General features: G+C 42.4%; 22 protein-coding genes. 15 read left to right on the forward strand and 7 right to left on the reverse strand.

Annotated features, from left to right (window positions below):
- Positions 1-300: 300 nt before the first annotated feature.
- Positions 301-597, reverse strand: coding sequence for a YkvA family protein (locus tag MICAI_RS02315; protein WP_008197265.1), 297 nt, complete (start codon positions 595-597; stop codon positions 301-303).
- 245 nt (positions 598-842) lie between these two features.
- Here MICAI_RS02315 and MICAI_RS02320 point away from each other — a divergent pair, with 245 nt between their 5' ends.
- The 3 genes from MICAI_RS02320 to accD all read left to right on the forward strand — a co-directional run bounded on the left by MICAI_RS02320 (position 843) and on the right by accD (position 2,873).
- Complete coding sequence (locus tag MICAI_RS02320) at positions 843-1,652, forward strand: prepilin peptidase (protein WP_008197266.1); 810 nt, start codon at positions 843-845, stop codon at positions 1,650-1,652.
- 101 nt (positions 1,653-1,753) lie between these two features.
- Positions 1,754-1,903: a hypothetical protein gene (locus MICAI_RS26215; protein ID WP_008197267.1), complete on the forward strand. Its 150-nt coding sequence runs from the start codon at positions 1,754-1,756 to the stop codon at positions 1,901-1,903.
- Positions 1,904-1,922: 19 nt separating this feature from the next.
- Positions 1,923-2,873, forward strand: a complete 951-nt coding sequence (gene accD / locus MICAI_RS02325) for an acetyl-CoA carboxylase, carboxyltransferase subunit beta (protein ID WP_008197268.1) — start codon at positions 1,923-1,925, stop codon at positions 2,871-2,873.
- 100 nt (positions 2,874-2,973) lie between these two features.
- Here the strand turns inward: accD and MICAI_RS02330 are convergent, their stop codons facing one another.
- Positions 2,974-3,357, reverse strand: coding sequence for a Fur family transcriptional regulator (locus MICAI_RS02330; RefSeq protein ID WP_008197269.1), 384 nt, complete (start codon positions 3,355-3,357; stop codon positions 2,974-2,976).
- Positions 3,358-3,388: 31 nt separating this feature from the next.
- On the opposite strand from MICAI_RS02330, the gene purS reads away from it, so the two are divergent.
- The 4 genes from purS to rfbB all read left to right on the forward strand — a co-directional run bounded on the left by purS (position 3,389) and on the right by rfbB (position 6,894).
- On the forward strand, positions 3,389-3,646 hold the full coding sequence (purS, locus tag MICAI_RS02335) for a phosphoribosylformylglycinamidine synthase subunit PurS (protein WP_008197271.1): 258 nt from the start codon (positions 3,389-3,391) through the stop codon (positions 3,644-3,646).
- Between the two features lie 114 nt (positions 3,647-3,760).
- Positions 3,761-4,444, forward strand: a complete 684-nt coding sequence (purQ, locus tag MICAI_RS02340; RefSeq protein WP_008197272.1) for a phosphoribosylformylglycinamidine synthase subunit PurQ — start codon at positions 3,761-3,763, stop codon at positions 4,442-4,444.
- 400 nt (positions 4,445-4,844) lie between these two features.
- The gene (locus MICAI_RS02345) at positions 4,845-5,771 is read left to right on the forward strand and encodes a cation diffusion facilitator family transporter (RefSeq protein ID WP_008197274.1); all 927 of its coding nucleotides are present in this window, start codon (positions 4,845-4,847) and stop codon (positions 5,769-5,771) included.
- Positions 5,772-5,817: 46 nt separating this feature from the next.
- A complete protein-coding gene (gene rfbB, locus MICAI_RS02350) occupies positions 5,818-6,894 on the forward strand; it encodes a dTDP-glucose 4,6-dehydratase (protein WP_008197275.1) in 1,077 nt (358 codons plus the stop codon).
- 619 nt (positions 6,895-7,513) lie between these two features.
- Here rfbB and MICAI_RS25620 read toward each other — a convergent pair.
- Positions 7,514-7,663: a hypothetical protein gene (locus MICAI_RS25620; protein WP_157221709.1), complete on the reverse strand. Its 150-nt coding sequence runs from the start codon at positions 7,661-7,663 to the stop codon at positions 7,514-7,516.
- On the opposite strand from MICAI_RS25620, the gene rpsP reads away from it, so the two are divergent.
- Together rpsP and MICAI_RS02360 are read left to right on the forward strand one after the other, a co-directional pair.
- Positions 7,662-7,910 (forward strand): 30S ribosomal protein S16, encoded by a 249-nt coding sequence (rpsP, locus tag MICAI_RS02355; RefSeq protein WP_002780060.1) that lies wholly within the window; start codon positions 7,662-7,664, stop codon positions 7,908-7,910. The genes MICAI_RS25620 and rpsP overlap by 2 nt on opposite strands.
- Entirely contained in the window at positions 7,903-8,268 is a 366-nt protein-coding gene (locus tag MICAI_RS02360; RefSeq protein WP_008197276.1) for a KH domain-containing protein, read from the forward strand. Before rpsP ends, MICAI_RS02360 begins: the two co-directional genes overlap by 8 nt.
- Positions 8,269-8,277: 9 nt before the next feature.
- On the opposite strand, the gene obgE is transcribed toward MICAI_RS02360, so the two are convergent.
- Both obgE and MICAI_RS26745 read right to left on the reverse strand, forming a co-directional pair.
- Entirely contained in the window at positions 8,278-9,306 is a 1,029-nt protein-coding gene (obgE, locus tag MICAI_RS02365) for a GTPase ObgE (protein ID WP_008197277.1), read from the reverse strand.
- A gap of 468 nt (positions 9,307-9,774) precedes the next feature.
- Positions 9,775-9,915, reverse strand: a complete 141-nt coding sequence (locus MICAI_RS26745) for a hypothetical protein (RefSeq protein ID WP_232306105.1) — start codon at positions 9,913-9,915, stop codon at positions 9,775-9,777.
- A gap of 272 nt (positions 9,916-10,187) precedes the next feature.
- Between MICAI_RS26745 and sppA the strand changes: the two genes are divergently transcribed.
- Complete coding sequence (sppA, locus tag MICAI_RS02375) at positions 10,188-11,999, forward strand: signal peptide peptidase SppA (RefSeq protein ID WP_008197279.1); 1,812 nt, start codon at positions 10,188-10,190, stop codon at positions 11,997-11,999.
- 56 nt (positions 12,000-12,055) lie between these two features.
- Positions 12,056-14,215 carry a ComEC/Rec2 family competence protein gene (locus tag MICAI_RS02380; RefSeq protein ID WP_008197280.1) on the forward strand — a complete coding sequence of 720 codons (2,160 nt, stop codon included), beginning with the start codon at positions 12,056-12,058 and terminating at the stop codon, positions 14,213-14,215.
- Here the strand turns inward: MICAI_RS02380 and MICAI_RS02385 are convergent.
- On the reverse strand, positions 14,205-14,735 hold the full coding sequence (locus tag MICAI_RS02385; RefSeq protein ID WP_008197281.1) for a universal stress protein: 531 nt from the start codon (positions 14,733-14,735) through the stop codon (positions 14,205-14,207). The two genes, MICAI_RS02380 and MICAI_RS02385, sit on opposite strands and share 11 nt — an antisense overlap.
- Before the next feature lie 555 nt (positions 14,736-15,290).
- Between MICAI_RS02385 and MICAI_RS02390 the strand changes: the two genes are divergently transcribed.
- From MICAI_RS02390 to MICAI_RS02400, 3 genes are all read left to right on the forward strand, one after another.
- Positions 15,291-16,004 carry an acyl carrier protein gene (locus MICAI_RS02390; protein WP_008197282.1) on the forward strand — a complete coding sequence of 238 codons (714 nt, stop codon included), beginning with the start codon at positions 15,291-15,293 and terminating at the stop codon, positions 16,002-16,004.
- Between the two features lie 85 nt (positions 16,005-16,089).
- The gene (locus MICAI_RS02395) at positions 16,090-16,476 is read left to right on the forward strand and encodes a hypothetical protein (protein ID WP_008197283.1); all 387 of its coding nucleotides are present in this window, start codon (positions 16,090-16,092) and stop codon (positions 16,474-16,476) included.
- A gap of 2 nt (positions 16,477-16,478) precedes the next feature.
- A complete protein-coding gene (locus tag MICAI_RS02400; protein WP_008197284.1) occupies positions 16,479-17,423 on the forward strand; it encodes an NAD(P)-dependent alcohol dehydrogenase in 945 nt (314 codons plus the stop codon).
- A 10-nt stretch (positions 17,424-17,433) separates the two neighbouring features.
- On the opposite strand, the gene MICAI_RS02405 is transcribed toward MICAI_RS02400, so the two are convergent.
- Positions 17,434-18,669, reverse strand: coding sequence for a bifunctional sterol desaturase/short chain dehydrogenase (locus MICAI_RS02405; RefSeq protein WP_008197285.1), 1,236 nt, complete (start codon positions 18,667-18,669; stop codon positions 17,434-17,436).
- Between the two features lie 210 nt (positions 18,670-18,879).
- Here MICAI_RS02405 and MICAI_RS02410 point away from each other — a divergent pair, with 210 nt between their 5' ends.
- Positions 18,880-20,307 (forward strand): glycosyltransferase, encoded by a 1,428-nt coding sequence (locus tag MICAI_RS02410; protein WP_008197287.1) that lies wholly within the window; start codon positions 18,880-18,882, stop codon positions 20,305-20,307.
- Positions 20,308-20,583: the final 276 nt, after the last annotated feature.

The following is a 20,583-nucleotide window of genomic DNA, read 5'->3' on the forward strand; positions in this document are numbered from 1 at the left end:
TCGATAGGGGGGCATAAATCGACTCAATCCTTATCTGGCAAGAGATTTAATTGATTAGTTCTCTCTAGAGCGAAAACAGTTGACAAAAATAGCAGCAATGTCTGTCTCTATAAGGGTTTCATTCCTTATAATCCCGTCCATTGCATAACAAAAACCGAAGAGCCTTATGAATTAGGGAGTGGGGAGATGGGGAAGTGGGGTAGTGGGGGAGACCACTTCCTGCGCGTTGCGGGGGGAGATGGGAGTGCTGGAGCAGGGAGAGGGGAGATGGGGAGAATAAATAAAAGCAATCTCCTGAATTCAGAATTCCACAGCATCGGTATCAACGGTATTGGTGGGGGAAGAAACCTCAGTTTGATTATTTACTCTCCCTGGACGGCGAGTGCGATAATCAAGAACTAATCGCGATAATTCCGTAGTTAAAAGGGTGAGGACAATACCATCATCGATCCAACCAATAATCGGGAAAATGTCAGGAGAAATATCGAGGGGGCTAAAAAGATAAACCATAGTTCCCAGAATGATAATCCAACGATATTTAGGGTGGGTGATTTTGCTGCTGTACCAGTTGTAAAAAGATTCAACAATCGGTTTCATTAATTTGTCCTCGTTGACTGGGATGATTTAATTTTGTCAGTTTATCCTTGAGGCTGATAGTGGGGTTTTACCCCCATTATCTAGGGTGATATCCGCTAATTATCCACTAAAAAAGCCCAGAAGAGAATTCACCTTTAGGGATGAGACTGAAGTATTATTACTGGATGCTTAAGAGGGGAGACAGGGGCATCTTTATCCCCTATAATGGACGATGACAAACTAATTAATTATCTGCCAGTTTAAGGATGGAAACCCTCTTTCATCTAGTTACTTTTGCCTTTGTCTTCACTTTTGGTGCCTCGGTGGGCAGTTTTTTAAACGTGGTCATCTATAGATTACCTAAAGGGATGTCTCTAGTTTATCCTCCTTCCCACTGTCCGAAATGTCACCATAGGTTAGGTAAAAGCGAGAATATACCCGTTTTCGGCTGGTTATGGCTAGGGGGTCGCTGTCGGTGCTGTAAAACCCCGATTTCTGTGCGTTATCCAGCCGTCGAAGCTTTGACCGGTTTGTTATTTTGTCTGGTTTTAGGAGATTTTAGCTTTTCTTGGCAGACCCTCGGCCATTGGATTCTGCTAAGTTGGTTATTAGCCTTAGCTTTGATCGATTTTGACACGATGACGCTTCCCAACTCCCTCACCCAATCGGGATTAGTTTTAGGGATAGTTTTCCAGACTTTCCTAGGTTGGCAAAATAATCAAACTGTTATCTATCTCTTTTCAGCGATCGCTAGTGCGGTTTTAGGAGTCTGGTTATTTGATCTGATCCAGTGGGGGGGGAGTTTTGCCCTCGGACAGCAGGCCATGGGGGGAGGAGATGCCAAATTAGCGGCCATGATCGGTGCTTGGTTAGGATGGCAAGCATTAATAGTCACCGCTTTTCTGGCCTGTGCTATCGGGGCGGCGATCGGTATGACGGGCATTTTTCTCGGTAAAATGGCCAAAAAACAAGCTATACCCTTCGGGCCATTTCTTGCCCTCGGCGCTCTGATGAGTGTCTTTTGGAGTGATAAGATCATCTCAGCCTATCAAAGCATTTTTTTCCCTTTGTTGTAAAAAAGCTATCTTGTAATTAAATCTTGATACAATAGTCTTCCGTGTCTTGGATCACGATTAGAACAACCCCCAGTCTAGGGTAAGCCGATTGGCTACAGGAAATGCTCAAAGCTCACCACATCCCCAGTTGCGTTATCGCTATTGGCCTTGGTATTTATTGCGGCCAGGGGCATCAGGCCGCCCTACAAGTGCGTCCCCAAGATCGCTGGACAGCACTTTTGTTATTAAGTCCTCTAGAGGAAAGTCGATAAATTGTCTTTATTTTAAACTATGTCTCTATTTGATTGGTTTGCAAATCGCCAAAAAACAGAACCCAAGGTTCAACAACAACAGGAACGAGAAATAGCCGATGGTTTGTGGACAAAATGTCCAAATTGCGGCGTTTTGGCCTATACGAAGGATTTATTAGCTAATCAACTGGTTTGTCTCGATTGCGGTCATCATAATCGGGTGGAAAGTGAAGAAAGAATTCGCCAGTTAGTGGATGCTAATACTTGGACTTGCCTCGATGAACAGATTCGACCGACGGATCCGCTCAAATTTCGCGATCGGAAAAGTTATAGCGATCGCCTGCGAGAAACCCAAGAAAAAACGGGTCTGACGGATGCTGTGCGAACGGGAACGGGGACAATCGACGGTTTACCCTTAGCTTTAGGGGTGATGGACTTCCGTTTTATGGGGGGTAGCATGGGATCGGTGGTGGGAGAAAAACTCTGTCGTTTGACGGAACGAGCTACCGATGAAAGTTTACCCCTGGTGATTATCTGCGCTTCTGGCGGGGCGAGAATGCAGGAAGGAATGTTAAGTTTAATGCAGATGGCCAAGATTTCTGGCGCTCTTAACCGGCATCGGGAAGCAAAATTACTCTATATTCCCGTCTTGACTAATCCCACCACGGGGGGAGTCACGGCCAGTTTTGCCATGTTGGGAGATATTATTATCGCTGAACCGAAGGCTACCATCGGTTTTGCCGGTAAACGGGTAATTGAACAGACTTTGCGCGAGAAATTGCCAGAAGGTTTCCAGACATCGGAATACTTGTTAAAACACGGGTTTGTCGATGCGATCGTTCCCCGTCCCCATCTCAAGAAAACCCTAGCCCAATTAATCAGTTTACATCAGCCCTTTTTTCCCTTGTTATCCCCCCTCAACAGTCATCATCACTACAGTCAACCGGAGTTAATCCCCCTGAAAACAGCCCAAGGACAAACAACAGTTTAATCCCTGTAGGACTTTACCGGAGTTGGCAGGGCTGGAGTTGCCAGTCCGAGCGTTTGTACTAAATTTACCCGATAGGCAGTTTAAATGTAGTACAGCTTACTTAACTGGGGTGACAGCGATCGCAAAGTCCAAAAAATTCGAGAGTATGGTAATAAACCTTGAATTGGTGGGATTTTTCGAGTTTTTCTTCCAATTCATGAACGGGACACTCATTAAAGACGATAGACCGGCCGCAATGAATACAGGTAAGATGGTGTTGGTCCTGCTGAACGGAACTGTAGAGGGATTCTCCTGTGGCTAGGGTTCTCACCTGCACCGCACCCTGTAGCTTTAGGGATTCTAGGGCGCGGTAAACAGTGGCTAACCCCATATTTTGGTCACGCTGACGGAGTTCCACAAACAATTCCTGAGCGGATACTGCCCGATTTAAGGTTTTGAGTAAGTGGATAATGCGCTCTTGCGATCGGGTGCGTTGGGATTTCATATCAAAAAGGTCAGCGATCAAATTTAATTCTATGCCAAAAAATTATCAGTGCTGTATTTATGTTACCCTGCGCCCTTCGGTTCTCGATCCGGCGGGTACGGCGGTAGAGTCGGGATTAAAGCAATTAGGTTATGATACTGTGGCTGGGGTGCGAATTGGTAAGTATATTGAGCTTACTGTGACAGCAGCGGATGAAACCAGCGCCCGCGCACAATTGGATCAAATGTGCGATCAACTATTGGCTAATCCTGTGATTGAAAATTATCGCTTTGATTTGCATTGTCAGTAGATAGGGGATAGAGATTAGGGGATAGGGAAATGGGGAAATGGGGAAATTCACCCAATACCCCAACACCCATCTGATGAGAGCTTTCTGCACAATGAATTAACCAAGTTAAAAATTATGAAGTTTGGGATTATTGTTTTCCCCGGATCGAATTGCGATCGAGATGTGGCAACGGTGACGGAGGGGATTTTTCAGCAACCCACCCGCTATGTTTGGCATCAAGAGACGGAGCTAGGGGATGTGGATGTGATTGTGGTGCCGGGGGGATTTAGTTACGGCGATTATTTGCGCTGTGGTGCGATCGCTAGATTTTCACCAGCAATGAAAACTGTCCGAGAAGAAGCCGAAAAAGGTAAATTAGTTTTAGGCATCTGTAACGGTTTTCAGGTATTAACGGAAATTGGGCTGCTACCTGGTGCGTTAATTCGTAATCGGGATTTACATTTTATCTGCGATCGAGTGCCAGTAAAAGTGGAAAACAATCAATCTGTCTGGACGCGAGGTTATCAAACGCAACAGGTGCTTAATTTGCCCATTGCCCACGGGGAAGGGCGTTATTATGCCGCAGAAGATACGTTAAAATCTCTGGAGGATAACGGTCAAATTCTCTTTCGTTACTGTACTCCCACAGGAGAGGTTGATGAGTCAGGAAATCCCAACGGATCGTTAAATAATATTGCAGGAATTACCAATAAAGCAGGAAATGTGCTAGGAATGATGCCCCATCCCGAGCGGGCCGCCGATCCGCTGCTCAATTTGACCGATGGTAGTCTATTATTTCGGGAGTTGATCAATTGTTGATGACCAGACCTCTTGCAAAAATCAAAAATTGTTGTTAGGGTCAGGGGTCAGTAGCCGGTCGTCAGGAGTCAGGAGAATTAAAAATGAATAATAATCAATTAAATGGTCTATTTACCGACTTTAGGCAATTTAATCCTTATTTTTGCCCTTTTTCAACCCTCAAGTAGTTGGGTTTTTGGGGTTTTAGTTGAAATTTCCCTGATAACTGATAACTTACCCACTGATAAGTGGGTGGGTAGAATTAAATATAAGATGAACGTAGGTTGGGTTGAAGCATGAAACCCAACGCCCGCATGGGTTACGCTACCGCTAACCCATCCTACAAATAATTGTGCCTCCCTACTTAACTGATAACTGATAACTGATAACTGATAACTGATAACTGATAACTGATAATCCTGTGGCTGTTTTAAAAGATAATCGGGCTACCGTCCAAAAAGTTCTCTGGATCACCCTGCTGCTGAACATTTTGGTTATGGCGATCAAAGCGGGGGTGGGTTTGAGGATTGGTGCTTTAAGTCTGCAAGCGGATGCTCTCCATAGTGTCACCGATAGTGCCAATAATGTCTTGGGATTAGTAGCGATGCGGTTTTCCTCTCCCTATCCAGATCGAGATCATCCCTACGGACATCTAAAATACGAAGCGATCGGAGCTTTGGCGATCGCCGCCTTTTTGGGGATTGCCTGTTTTGAAATCTTGCAAGGGGGGATCATGCGTATTATCAAAGGAGGAAAACCTGTCGAGATTGCAGGTCCTGAGTTATGGCTATTAATTATCGTTTTAGGGGTGAATATTTTTGTCACCTATTATGAGAGATCCGTGGGGCAGCGTGTCGGTAGTGCGATTTTGATTGCCGATGCTAGGCATACCATGAGTGATGTGTGGGTGACAATTACGGTTTTATTGGGTTTAGTCGGGGTTTGGGTGGGCAATACGGCTAATATTCCCCAATTACAATGGTTAGATGTGATTTTGTCCTTTCCCGTCGCTTTTTTGGTGTTTAGCAGTGGTTGGAAAGTCCTGATGGAGAATTTACCTTTGTTAGTGGATGAAATGGCGATCGCTCCTGAAGTGATTCATCAAATTGTGATGGAGGTGCCGGGGGTGCTTAATTGTCATGCGATCGCGTCTCGGGGAGTGGTGGGAAGACAGGTATTTATAGAAATGCACCTAGTTGTCTCCGCTCAAGATGTGGAAACTGCTCACAGGATCACGGAAGCGGTAGAAGCAAGATTAACCCAACAATTTAGCCCTGTGAGAATTTTAATTCACGTTGAACCGCCGGATTATCGCTCCGATCAGATCACTTTCGAGCAGGAATTGTAAGGCAAAAAAGCCTAAAATAAGTAGCGAACTTTTGCTAGAGGTGGCCATGGCGACAGAAAATCAAGCTAGAAACATAGTAATTACTGGTGGAGCAGGATTTATCGGCTCGAATTTTGTTCATCATTGGTGCGAGAATTATCCTGAGGATCGTGTCATTGTTCTTGATGCTCTTACCTACGCGGGCAATTTGAATAATTTAGCGACACTGAAAGATAGAAAGAATTTTCGTTTTCTGCAAGGGGATATCTGCGATCGAGCTTTAGTTGATCAATTATTTGCTGGTGAAAATATCGATACGGTTGCTCATTTTGCTGCCGAATCCCATGTGGATCGATCGATTCTTGGACCTGGGGCTTTTGTACAAACTAATGTGGTGGGAACTTTTACTCTATTAGAAAGTTTTCGGCAACATTGGTTAAGTAATCATCAACCCGATAACTATCGTTTTCTGCACGTTTCCACCGATGAAGTTTATGGTAGTTTAGGAGTAGATGATCCGGCTTTTACCGAAACTACTCCCTATGCTCCTAATAGTCCCTATTCTGCCTCAAAAGCGGGGAGTGATCATCTAGCGAGAGCTTATTTTCATACCTACGGAATGCCGACAATTATTACTAATTGCTCTAATAATTATGGTTCCTATCATTTTCCTGAAAAGTTAATTCCTTTGATGTGTATTAATATTCTTTTGGGTAAACCTTTACCCGTTTATGGTGATGGTCAAAATGTTCGAGATTGGTTATATGTGCGGGATCATTGTCAAGCTTTAGATACAGTTATTCACAAAGGAAAAGCGGGAGAAACCTATAATATTGGCGGAAATAATGAGGTAAAAAATATCGATTTAGTCAGGATGTTATGTGAGTTAATGGATGAATTGGCCACCGATTTACCCGTGAAACCCGCTCGGAATTTAATTACTTTTGTTAAGGATCGGCCTGGACATGATCGCCGGTATGCTATTGATGCCAGTAAAATTCGCACCGAATTAGGTTGGCAACCTCAAGAAACGGTAGAGGGGGGATTAAGAAAAACCATTCAATGGTATCTCGATCATCGGGATTGGTGGCAACCTTTGTTATCCAAAGAATATCAAGAGTATTATGGGAAAGTTTACGGTTAGATAAGGGTAAAAACTAGACCTCTTGTAAAAATCACAAATTGTTGTTAGGGTTAGGAGTCAGTAGCCAGTAGTCAGTAGTCAGGAGAATTAAGAATGAGCATTAATCAGTTAAATGGTCTATAGCGTTTTTCAGTCTGCTGAGGTACAAAAGTTATGGGTTTTAGGCAAAAGGCAAGAGGCAAAAGTCAAAAGGGAAGAAAAATAGGCTCTCCCAGGTTTGGTGGGTAAAATGTATTCTAGGATACAGTACTGCTGGCGAGTGAGTGGAACGAACCACAAAGACACAAAGGACACAAAGATTGATCGATCATATTGTAAGTTAAACTGATCACACAGAACCTAGAAGATCCGAAAAATATGTGTACCTCACTAGCTTAGGAAACGCTATATTTACAGATGTTGTGCGATTTAATCCTTATTTTTGACGTTTTTGAACCCTCAAAAAATTAATTATGCAAGAGGTTTAATTTAATCTTAATTTCGGGTGTGTTAGCCAAAACTAAGTGGGTGGGTGGAATTAAATCTAGGATGAACGTAGGTTGGGTTGAAGCATGAAACTCAACGCCCGATTATGTTACGCTACCGCTAACCCATCCTACAAATAATTGTGCCTCCCTACTTAACACACTTCAACTTTGTACCTCACCATTAAGATATAGGCGTTATTTTCAATAATAGCCAATGGCTGCCGACCGTTCCCTCGATCGCCACTTGTGGAAATACCGCTGGGATGAGTTAGAATCGGAAAGGAGAATTTTTGAGTAACCATGATCAAATTACGTCTAAAACGCTTTGGTAAAAAACGCGAAGCCAGTTATCGTATCGTTGCGGCCGTTAGCACCAGTCGTCGCGATGGTCGTCCCCTAGAGGAGTTAGGATTTTACAATCCTCGCACCGATGAAGTGCGTCTGGATGAAGAAGGAATCATCCGACGCTTACAACAAGGAGCGCAACCGACGGACACCGTGCGCGGCATTCTCACCAAACAGAAAATTTTCGAGAAAATCAATGCCTAGTACCCCCAATTATCTCGAACTGGTGAAATTTATGATCGAGCCGTTTTTGGAAGATCCAGCCAGTCTGAGATTGGATATCGAGCGCTGTAAGGAAAATGAACGTCTTTGGGTGCGTGTAGCCTTCGATGATGTCGATAAAGGCAAAGTTTACGGCCGGGGAGGACGCAATTTACAGGCGATTAGAACTACCCTAGAAATGGCGGCCGCGAGTGCGGGTCGCTCTGTTTATCTAGAAGTCTATGCGGCCGAAAATGAAGGCGAACAGCGCCGCACCCGTCGTTCTAATGGTAACTTTGAAGGTACGGAAAGAAGGCCGAGCAATCGCCGACCACCTGCACCCCGGCAGCTCAACAACTAACGAGCGATTTTAGGAAAACAGGGAAGGGGTTTCAACCTCGACCCTCTCCAGTTGCTCTAATTGCTGCCAAACTTTGGCGAGTAGAGTGGTTAATCCGGCTCCTGTTACGGCGGAAATAGTCAAAATCTCGGCATTGGTTATTTTAGCAAACTGCTTTTGATAGTTATCTATCGTTTCCTCGTCCACAGCATCAATTTTGTTGAAAACCAGTATTTGCGAGCGCTTTTCTAAGCCTCGACCATAGGCGGCTAATTCCCCTTGGATAATTTGATAATCGGCGATCGGGTCCTCTGATGTCAAAGAGACAAGATGAATTAACAGGCGTGTGCGTTCGATATGGCGCAAAAATTCGTGTCCTAGGCCGATTCCTCGGTGCGCTCCCTCGATTAATCCAGGAATATCGGCGAATACCGTCCCATCTCCCGTGGGTTTGCGTACCACTCCCAAGTTAGGGATAAGAGTCGTAAAGGGATAATCGGCGATTTTGGGACGAGCAGAGGAAACGGCGGAGATTAGGGTCGATTTTCCCGCATTGGGCAGCCCAATCAGTCCTACTTCCGCTAATAACTTCAATTCTAGGCGTAAATGGCGTTTTTCTCCGTCTAAACCGGGTAAAGCGTATTCGGGTGCGCGATTATTATTACTTAAAAAGTGGCGGTTGCCTAATCCCCCTTTTCCCCCGGCAGCCACGATTAAAGTCTGTTCGGGAGTGACCAAATCGCCGATAATTTCCTCGCTATCGAGATCGTAAACCACTGTACCACAGGGAACTTTAATAATGCGATCGCTACCGTTGGCTCCGGTGCAGTTGTTAGGGCCGCCCCGTTTACCGTCATCGGCCTTAAAATAGCGACTATACTGGAAATCTAGCAGGGTTTGCAGGTTCTGAGTCGCCACAAAAATCACCGAACCACCTTTTCCCCCATTACCTCCGGCCGGACCGCCAGCGGGGACGTATTTTTCCCGACGGAAAGCGACAATTCCATCACCTCCCTTACCCCCCTCTACTTCTATTTCGGCGCGATCAATAAACTGCATAAGATTAAGTAGTTAAAGTGAAAAAATGATCAAGCTTAAAGCTGTTATATGTTAATATCTTGCCAATTTAAAGCTTCTGCAAATCCCTGAAAATGTTTGACATTAGTAGTAGTGTGGAAGGAACCACAGAGACACAAAGGACACAAAGATCGCTACCATATAAGTTAAACTTATCACACAAAGAATAAGAGAGCCGATATTGTTTTTTTATAACTGCCAATGAGCAAGAATAAGTAATAGGACAAAATTAACTTCTTAGTTAGGATAGGCAAAAGGCACTCATGCAAGAGGTAGTTAGATATGTCTAATTAATTGTGTCCAGCTACTTAATAATATCCACATCAATATTGTAATTATCAGCCGTTTGTTTGCCAATCTTTAGAGTTTCTAGCCAAGGCTATAAAGCTTTAAACCTAAAGGACGAGCATTATCAATCGCGGTCTGAAAATTGAGCAAACACTGGGAAATTTATTGGTCTTGCTCATCGGTTATTTGTGACCGTTTTTGTCGTCTTTGTTCTAAGATAGCCAAAGCCGAACGATTTCGTTTAATTTGTTCTTTTCGCTCCCAATCTGGATAATTGACGAGTTTCGGTTTTAATTGATTCATCTCTTTTAAGTAGGTAGGTGTTAAAAATTGCCAGACACCCCCCTTATCAAGGGGGGAAGGGGGGATCAAAGACAGAATCTATCTTCAATTTAATTGATTCATCTCTTTGACTGGAAATTGTCTATCACAATCTTAGCCGATCCCTTGACATCTCACAACTCCAGTCACTATCCCCAAGACTTTAAGTACATTTGTTCGTAAATAAAAAACTTGTTTCTGGGCGGGGAATCCCTACAATAGGAAACAGGATAATTAGTAGCAGATGAAAACCGATGGGCCAGTTTTTTAAACAAACTTTCGCTAGTTGCTTGGGAACTTTATTGGGATTATTGGCATTTTCGGTCTTAGGTGTGGGGGGATTAGCATTTTTACTGCTTTCTTCCCTTATGTCTAGCGATAGCTCCTCAGTTAAGGAAAAATCGGTCTTAGTTTTTAACTTAGCCACCAATATCAGCGATGCTCCCCCTAGTTCCAGTTTAGCCGATAGTTTGACCGGTGAGAGTGCGACCACTTTAAATTTACGACAGGTAATAGCGGCGATCGAAAAGGCCACCCTTGATGATAATATTGTCGGTCTGTTACTCTACGGCCGCGGCACTGTCGGTGAATATGGCTATGCTACCCTGACGGAAGTGCGGCAAGCTTTGGCAAATTTTCGCCAATCAGGTAAAAAAATTATCGCCTACGATGTGGAATGGACGGAAAAGGAATATTATCTCGCTTCCGTTGCTGAAAAGGTGATTATTAACCCCGTGGGGAGAATGGAAATTAATGGTTTAAGTAGTCAACAAACCTTTTTTGCCGATGCACTAGAAAAATATGGTGTGGGGGTACAAGTGGTAAAAGTGGGTTCTTTTAAAGGTGCGGTGGAACCCTATACGCGTCAGGATTTAAGTGTCCAGAATCGTCAGCAGCTGCAAACCCTACTCGATACAATTTGGTCTAATTATAGTTCCACAGTGGCCAAAAGTCGCAATTTAACCCCCCAACAGCTGCAAACTATTTCTGATACTCAAGGTGTTCTGGAAGCCACCACAGCGAAAACGGCGGGTTTTGTCGATGAAGTGGCCTATTTAGATCGAGTAATTGTTTTAGCAAAGGAGTTAACAGGAGAAGCAAAAAATAAAACTAATGAGGAGGTAAATTCTGACTCTTTTTCGCAGATTTCTTTAGCTAATTATGCTAGTTCTCTCGATGAGGAGGAAGATAGTAGCAATCAAATAGCGATAGTTTATGCAGAAGGGACAATCGTAGAAGGTCAGGGAGATAGAGGCGAAATTGGTGGGGATAAATTGGCGAAGGAACTGCGAAAATTACAGGAGAAAGAAGAGGTAAAAGCGGTAGTTTTGAGAATTAATAGTCCGGGGGGAAGTGCCACTGCTTCTGAGGTGATTCTGCGGGAAATTAAGCGTTTAGATGCGAAAAAACCAGTAATTATTTCTATGGGTGATGTGGCAGCTTCCGGGGGTTATTGGATCGCCATGGGGGGTCAAAGAATTTTTGCCGATAGTGATACAATTACTGGTTCGATCGGTGTGTTTGGATTATTGTTAAATATTCAGAAAATTGCTAATAATAATGGCATCGATTGGGATACGGTGAAAACTGGAAAATTGGCCGATATATCTACTATTACCAGACCGAAAAATTCCCAGGAATTAGAAATTTATCAAGCGGCAGTTAATCGGTTCTATGATTTATTTATCGAGACGGTGGCCCGGGGGCGAAAATTATCCCCAGACAAGGTTAGAACTGTGGCCCAAGGTCGCGTCTGGACGGGAAAAGATGCGGTTAAAATTGGTTTAGTTGATCAAATTGGTGGTCTAGAAGCGGCAGTACAATATGCGGCCAAAACAGCTAAATTAGGGGATGATTGGAGTCTTAAAGAATATCCTCGATCGCAAAGTTGGCAAGAAGAACTTTTTTCTGATTTATTGCAAACCTATCTTCCTCCTCTCACTAAAAATAATCACCCTTTGACGCAGGAATGGCAAAATTTTCAGCAGGAATTATTGAAGTTACCTACATTTAACGATCCCCATAGTGTTTATGCTAAGTTACTTTTTAATCTCGATTTTCGCTGATATTATGTAAAAATAATGTTCCCTAATTCTGAAATTCTTTGACGACAAAAATTTCTATGAATCGCCCTAATAGCGTTATTCTTGGTTTAGCCTATATTCTGGGATTATTATCTACAGGTCTGCTAGATTTTAGTCCCCAGTTAAACCGATGGCAAGAAGTGGTAATTAGGATTGTTATTCTTGGTTTAATTACCCTGTTAACCACAACTTTTATCCGTCGTTTTTGGTGGCAAAGTCCCCCGAAACAAATTTGGCTGATAGCGGGATTAATAGCTATATTTGCCGTTGTTTATCTGGAAATTCGCACTCCTTACCCCACCGCAAACGATATCAGTCATCTTTTAAAAAATAATGTAGTTAACTCTATTAAAATCACGGGGAGTATTATATCAGAAATCCGTCTCAATCGCCGAGAGAATTTACAATTTTGGTTAGAAGTAAAGGAATTTAGCCTTAGGAATTTACCCACAGAAAAATCCGAAGGTAAACTCTACGTTACTCTCCCAAATCTAGCAGAAAATCAGGTTTATTCCGGACAAGAAATAACAGTTAAAGGATTACTTTATCGTCCCCGTCGTGCCAATAATCCCAATGCTTTTGACTTTGCTAATTATCTAGCGCATCGGGGTGCTTTTGCTGGTTTAAAAGGGGAAATAATTATCGACAAAAAGTCACCAAATTGGGGAGTTTGGCAGATTCGTCAGCGCATTGTTGAGGCACAAATTCAAGGACTAGGCCAAGAAAAAGGGACTTTATTAAGTTCGATTACCCTCGGACGACAAGCGGTTAATTTGCCAGCAAAAATCACCGATTTATTTATTAAAACTGGATTAGCTCACATTTTAGCAGCTTCTGGCTTTCATGTGGCTATTTTGTTGGGATTTGTTTTAACTATTACTCGCAATTTATCCCCCAAACAACAGTTTATTATTGCCCTTACTGTCTTAATAATTTACGGCACTTTAACCGGGTTACAACCTTCAGTCCTGCGAGCGATTTTGATGGGAATTGGGGCATTAATCGGTCTGCTTTATAATCGACAAGTTAATAGTTTAGGTTCCCTGTTACTAGCGGCTAACATTCTATTATTATGGCAACCTCTCTGGATTTGGGATTTAGGATTTCAGTTAAGTTTTTTAGCGACTTTGGGATTAATTATTACTGTTCCTTTACTGAAAAATAAAATTGACTATTTACCTAATTTAATCACTGAACCTATAGCTATTAGTCTAGCTGCTAGTCTCTGGACTATGCCTTTATTAATGTTTACATTTAACTCGATCGCTCTTTATAATATCCCGATTAATATTATCACAACCCCCCTAGTTACCCTAATTAGTTTAGGAGGAGTTTTTACTGCTTTTTTAGGCTTAATTTATCCCCCTTTGGGCAGTATCGGCGCTAGTATTCTCTATTACCCTCTAGAGTTATTACTGCAAATTACCACCTTTTTTAGTCTGCTTCCTTTTAGTACCTACTCCACAGGTAAATTATCTTTAGGAGTGATGTTAATTATTTATATTTGCCTTACCTTAATCTGCTTTAATATCTGGTTTCGTCAACGGTGGCATTTAATCGGTTTATTTATTCTCGCTGTAATTTTAATCCCGATTATTTATCAGCATTTAACTTTAACTCAGGTGACAGTTTTAGCCACCAAATCGCAACCGGTAATCATTATTCAAAATCGAGGAAATACTCTCTTAATTAATGGAGAGGAACCCGCAACGGCCCGTTATACAGTTTTGCCCTTTTTGCGACAGGAGGGAATTAATCAAATACAAGGGGCAATAACCGTTAATAATTCGGCGCAATTCTCAACTATTACTGAGGACATACCGATCCAAAAAACTATTAATTTATCCCAGTTAGAAAAATTTAATCTCGGCGAAATTACTGGACAATTGATCGAGAAAAATTTATTTAAATTTCAGGTAAAAAATCAATCTTGGCTCTGGATTATCAACCCGAAAAATCCCGTTAATTTATCCCAAGAATTTAGCCCCCTAGTGTTATTATGGCAGGGAAGCAATCTAGATAAACAATGGTTAGAGTCCATTCGACCACAAACAGCGATCGCTATCACTAACAATCTCTCCCGTAATGTCAGAAATCAACTGAGAAAGGCCGGGATTAAGACTTACTGGACAGGAAGAGATGGAGCAATTCAATGGACAGAAAAAAATGGATTTCAACCCTTTCTAATTAACGAGTGATGTGTACCACCAAAACTGAACAGGGAGCATGATGTACCACATAATTACTGACACTACCTAAGATTAACTCAGATAAGCCCGATCGACCGTGACGACCCACAATAATTAAATCTACCCCCTCTTGCTGGGCAACTTGACAAATCTTCTGTCCCGGATCACCGATGTAATAATCAGCCCGGGCTGTGATATTATCTTCCTTAGCTCGATCGACTAAACTGTTTAACCAAGCTTGTAATTCCGCCTGCATTTCTTCGGTAATTTGTTGTTCTAAGGCGATCATATCGGAGGGATAACCACCACCATAACCGATCAGATTACCATAAATAAAAGTTTCCGTGTAGGGAGTCAAAGGTTTGGACAGACTATAAATAATCCGCAACTCACTAGCGTAGGTTTTCGCTAAGAGAATAGCCGTATTCAATACCTCTGGAGTGACATCTTGATAATCCACAGCCACGAGAATTTTATTATAGAGTTTGTTGGTATCCCGATCGACTGAGAGTGTTTCCGTATTATTCATCGAATTAACCTCCTCGATAGCAGATAAAGTCAGGGTTGAAGTTAATCTTTTTTCCCACCGGCTGCCAGCAATACCCTGGGGAAATAGCCAAAAATTGCTGAAAGCTGATGATCGATCGCTGATGATCCCCTACCTCTAGTGTGACATTTTTCGGATAATTTAGCTAAATCCCCAAAAAAATTAACAATTTACCCCACTGTCACCCCTGTCCTCACTTATGGCAGTTATCTTAATGGTGAGGTATGAGGTTTTCGTTTTGGGGAGACTCCGAGACGATACCCGATCGGTTTATACTTCATCTTTATGAGAAACGCCCTATTTAAGTAGGTGGGTGGAATTAAATATAAGATGAACGTAGGTTGGGTTGAAGCATGAAACCTAACGCCCCGATGGGTTACGCTACCGCTAACCCATCCTACAAATAATTGTGCCTCCCTACTTATAGTTTTAACCAATAAATTGCTTGATCGGTGTTGATAAGCTAAATTTTTTAGAAAAGTATTTATCTTGAGATATAATACGGTTGAGATTTTTTGCAGCAGAGGATCTAATCAAATGAATGAAGATAGCAAAAATTATGAGATGCAAATTCTGGCAATGATGATCAATCAGTATTTAGATGATATGGTATCTCTGAGTGAAGAAAAATTAAATCAGCTAGAAGCAAACCGCGATCAGATTGTTTGGGATTTAGCCACAAGAATTTACAAGGAAAGTGGTCATAAAGTAGAATTTCATATAATACGAAACTTAATTAATTCTAGAATTGAAGTTATGAGATATCAGTTATTTTTCAGTCAATCCAGTCTATTGGAATCAAGGAGAATCAATGAAGAGAAAGCTATTAAAATAGCATCACAAAAAGCTAATGCTGTTATTAACGATAAAAACAATGATGATACCGAGAAAATAACGTCACAAGACAATGAACGAAAACTGGCAATTTTTATCAAAGTTCAAGAGATAATTAGTGATCAATTAGATGTGGAAAAGTCTGAGATACCTATTGATGATGAACTATTTTATTTAAAATCTAAGGAAAACGTCGGTAGTTATAGTTCTTATCGTTCTTATAGTTCTTGTAGTTCTTTTGTCCGGAATAGTTGGTCTGACTTATTATCAAATTGGGGAGGAGATGAACTTGATACACTTGAATTAATCATGACTTTAGAAGAAGAATTCGATCTAGAACTTTCAGACGAAAAATGCCAAGAATTTACAACAGTGAAAAAGCTAGTTGATTATCTTGCTGAAAATTTAGGCAAGTAACAATCTTAATTTTTACCAAAATATCTCAAGTTATCAGCCAAATATAGCTATAATCCAATTAGAGCGAGTTCTAAACCAACAACTTATGATTAGTCGCTACATTGTCGCATGGCTCCCGATGATCGTAATAGGAATTAGTAACGGTATCCTCCGAGAAACCACCTACGGAAAATATCTCGATGAACTACGCGCTCATCAAATTTCTACCCTGACAGGAATCCTCTTTTTTTGTCTTTATATTGGCACTCTTGTCTATTTTTTGGGTCTAGAATCGTCCGGTCAAGCAATTACTATCGGTTTAATTTGGTTAGTATTAACAGTGGGTTTTGAGTTTCTGTTCGGCCATTTTATCGCCGGTCAATCTTGGTCAAGATTAGGGCAAGATTATAATCTTTTAGCGGGACGAGTTTGGATTTTTGTTCTCTTGGTCATTACTTTTGCTCCTTTACTATTTTATCAACTTTTTTCTTAATTATGAAAGCTATTATCATTAATCGCTATGGCGATAGTAATGTTCTCCAATACACCGAAATAGAAAAGCCAATTCCCCAAGGGAAAGAAGTCTTAATTAAGATTATGGCAGCGGGAATTAATCCGATTGATTGGAAGATTCGTCGGGGAATGCTCAACATAGCCACAGGTAATAAATTTCCCCTGCAATTAGGTTTTGATTATAGTGGAATTATCGTTGAAAAAGGCAGTCAGGTGGAACAATTCCAGATCGGAGATGAGGTTTTTGGTTTTCTCAATCAATTACCGGGTAGAACCTATGCTGAATATGCAATTATTCCCGCTTCCCTGTTAGTTAAAAAACCGCCTAATCAGAGTTTTATTGAAGCTGCCGCCACTCCTTTAGCCGCTTCTACCGCTTTGCAAGTCTTGCGGGATTTTGGCGGTATTCAAGCAGGAAATCGGATTTTAGTGAATGGTGCATCGGGAGGAGTGGGTAGCTTTGCCGTGCAGATAGGAAAAATTTTCTCCGCACAAGTAGATGGAGTTTGTAGTAGCAAAAATATCGATTATGTCACCTCTTTAGGAGCCGATAAAGTTATCGATTATACCCAAGAAGATTGGAGAAAAACTGAGCAGAAATATGATATAATCTTCGATGCTGTGGCTAAGTCTTCTTTTTGGCACTGTCGTCAGCTTTTAAAACCCCAAGGCACCTATATAACCACCCTCCCAAATCCCGGAATTATCTTCCTAAATTATCTCGGTGCTTGGTTGCCCCAAAAAGGGAAAGTGATATTTTTTGCTCAAGCACAAGCGTCTGACTGGCAATTTCTCAAAGAAGCGATCGAATCGGGAAAATTAACTGTTAGAATCGATCGCACCTATACTTTTTCCCAGGTGGTAGAAGCTCATAATTATAGTGAATCGGAAAGAGTGCGCGGAAAAATAGTCCTGATCCCCGATTAAGGATAAATAGTTAGGGTTTTTCCTGATTTTTTGGGGAACGAGTAAATAGTTTTAAGTAGGTAGAAACAGAGAATTCCTTAATTGGGAAGGTGATAAAAGTCAAGGGATTAATAGTAATAATAATGTTGCGGCTATCTCTTTGTACCGCCTTGATAATCTGTTTAGCCACCCAATCGGCGGACATAATACCCACAGGATTTAAATTACTCTTAAAAGGACCAAGAATTAGCTTTCTCACCACACAGGGGGCATCTAAACGACGCAGGGTAATCATATCACCGATCGCCCGTTTACTGAGTTCGTAGAGGGGACTAAAGGCAGGATTAACCTCCGCTTCCGAGGTATTCACCCAGACTTCCTTGCGGGCAATTTGCTCGTTAGTGCGGACAGTTTTGAAGAATAATTCCATTAAACGCCAGACGGAAAAAGTATTCACTTGGTAGGCTAATTCGATCGCTTCTGGGGTTCTTTGGCCGTGGACATTAACGCCATGATTTAAAATCAGTATATCTACAGACTTAAATAGGTCCTCAAGTTGCGTTTCTTCGCCGATTTGCCATTTCACGGTTTTTACAGGTACTGATTCGCCGTTAATTTCAATGGCGATCGCATTCTCCCCAGAAGTGAGCGCGATCACCTTGGCTCCCTTCAGTTGTAGGTACTTTAATAGCGATCGCCCTAAGGTTCCATTCGCCCCGGTAATGGCGATCGTTTTGCCCTTGAGAGAAAGTGCCGTCCCCATCAATTTATCCATAAAGGTGAAAGTTCCACAATAATAAGCCTTTTGGTTATCAAAATGGTGTCGCCAGTGGTAGGTACGATTAACGCGCCATTGAGCCGGTAAACTCTCAAATTGCCCCGGACGATGGGTTAAATCGGTTAATTCCTCCAGATTAGCGATACCTAAACCTCGACCGATCGCCGTGCTGAGAAAAGCCAAAGTATAAAGGGAGCCTAACCAACCCAACCAAGGGCGATCGAAACCCCAAGAGTAGGCCATTAGTACCGGTAAAACACTGGCAGCCAACATGACCAAGGCCTCCGGTACATCATTGTACCAGTGGGCCCGACGATAAATTTCCTCGCTCATTACCGACAGATCGGGACGAAAAACCCGATGATGCCAGACGTGCAGACGATAAAGGGGCTGCCAATGGTGGGCCAGAGCATGATAGCAATCACGCACGATCTCCACCCAAATAATTGAGCCACAAATCAGTCCGACACAGAGGAGCAGGTTTGACATAGGGGATAAATGTTAAATTTTCTCAACGAATGTAAACAAAGCAATCTTAGCCGAAAAAGCGCATTTATGGGGAAAAAAAACCAATAGCTTGAAAAACTAGGGTTTCTTTGCCGAAAAAACTTAAGATTCTGTTAAAAATTTTAACAATTTTCGGTAAGATAAAGCAAGAAATAAGCTTCTATTTGAACAATTACTTAACCTGAGTCGATTATGGCAGAAAATTATTGGTCGCAAGAGGATGATAATGAAGAATTAGACCCGATTGGTTCCCTCCTATCTGACTGGTCCGATCCCGAAGACGAGGAGGACGAATTTAGAAGCGAAATTTTTCAAGGCCGATCGGGACGCAGACAGAAAGCAGCTTTTAGCCTCATGGCGGTCTGGACAATAATTATCGGACTTCATTGGCTTAGTTGGGGTTATTGGGCAATTATCGCCCTAACTATGGTACTATCGGGGCAAGCTTTGCGGCTGCTGTTCACCAAACCGGAAACGCCGCCAATTCCCTTACTGGATCAGGATTTAGCCTCTGTCCCCAGGGTTTCTCTCTTAGTAGCGGCCAAAAATGAAGAAACCGTAATCACGAAACTGGTTAATTATCTCTGTCATCTAGACTATCCCCAAGATAAGTTAGAAGTCTGGATCGTCGATGACTATAGCACCGACAACACGGGTGCGATTCTCGATCGCCTTGCTTTAGAATATCCCCAATTAAAAATTCTCCATCGTCCTGCTAATGCCGGAGGTGGCAAATCCGGCGCCTTGAATCAGGTTTTATCCCTGACTAACGGGGAAATTATTGGCGTATTCGATGCCGATGCGGGATTATCCTCCGATTTACTGCGTCATGTGGTGCCGATGTTCGACGATCGAGAAGTGGGTGCGGTACAGGTGCGAAAAGCGATCGCCAATGCCGCCGAAAACTTCTGGACCAAAGGACAAGCGGTAGAAATGATCTTTGATAGCTGTTTCCAACAGCAACGGATCGCGGTGGGAGGGATCGGAGAATTGCGCGGAAATGGTCAATTTGTCCGACGTAGTGCCTTAAATCGTTGCGGGGGTTGGAATGAACAAACGATCACCGACGATCTTGATTTAACTATTCGTCTCCATATCGATAATTGGAAAATTAATGTCTTAAATTTTCCCGCAGTAGCGGAAGAAGGGGTGACAACTGCGATCGCTTTATGGCATCAGCGCAATCGTTGGGCCGAAGGTGGTTTTCAGCGTTATCTCGACTATTGGAAAGCGATTTTAAAGTCTCCCATGCCTTGGCCGAAAAAGTTTGATTTAATTGCTTTTTTGCTCGTTCAATATATCTTACCTGCGGCCGCTATTCCCGATCTTTTAATCACAATTACCCAGCACCAAGCTCCGATTTTAACGCCTTTAACTGGTTTGGCTCTTTCCCTTTCTCTCTGGGGGATGGTGACAGGATTAATCCGAGTCAATACGGGTAGAAAATTCACTTTCGCTCTCGGTTTAGACATCCTTGCTCAAACCATTCGCGGCATGATTTATATGATGCACTGGTTTATTATTATTCCCAGTGTCAGCCTGCGGATGGCTTTGCGTCCTAAACGTTTAAAGTGGGTGAAAACCGTTCATCTGGGTGAACATCTCAGCGCCGAGGTTTAATTTTCGAGGATAGACTCCAAAAACTTTGGCCTTATCAGGCTCGAAATCCCTTGTCAGTCAAGGTTACAGCCTTTGGAAACCCCTTTGGGAAAAATTTCCAATTTCCTTAATCATGCTTGCTGCCAATAATGTGTTAATTTAGATACAGAATTGAATTCCGTGACAGCACTGGGGTGGCGAAAAGCGCTCGCTCCAGTTTTTTTTCTCGAGAAAACGGGTTTCTTCAAGAAACCCGTTTTCTGTGGGGTTTTTTGCCGGAAGCATTCCCCTCTTTTC

This window comes from Microcystis sp. T1-4 (genome assembly GCF_000297435.1).
Lineage (GTDB): Bacteria > Cyanobacteriota > Cyanobacteriia > Cyanobacteriales > Microcystaceae > Microcystis.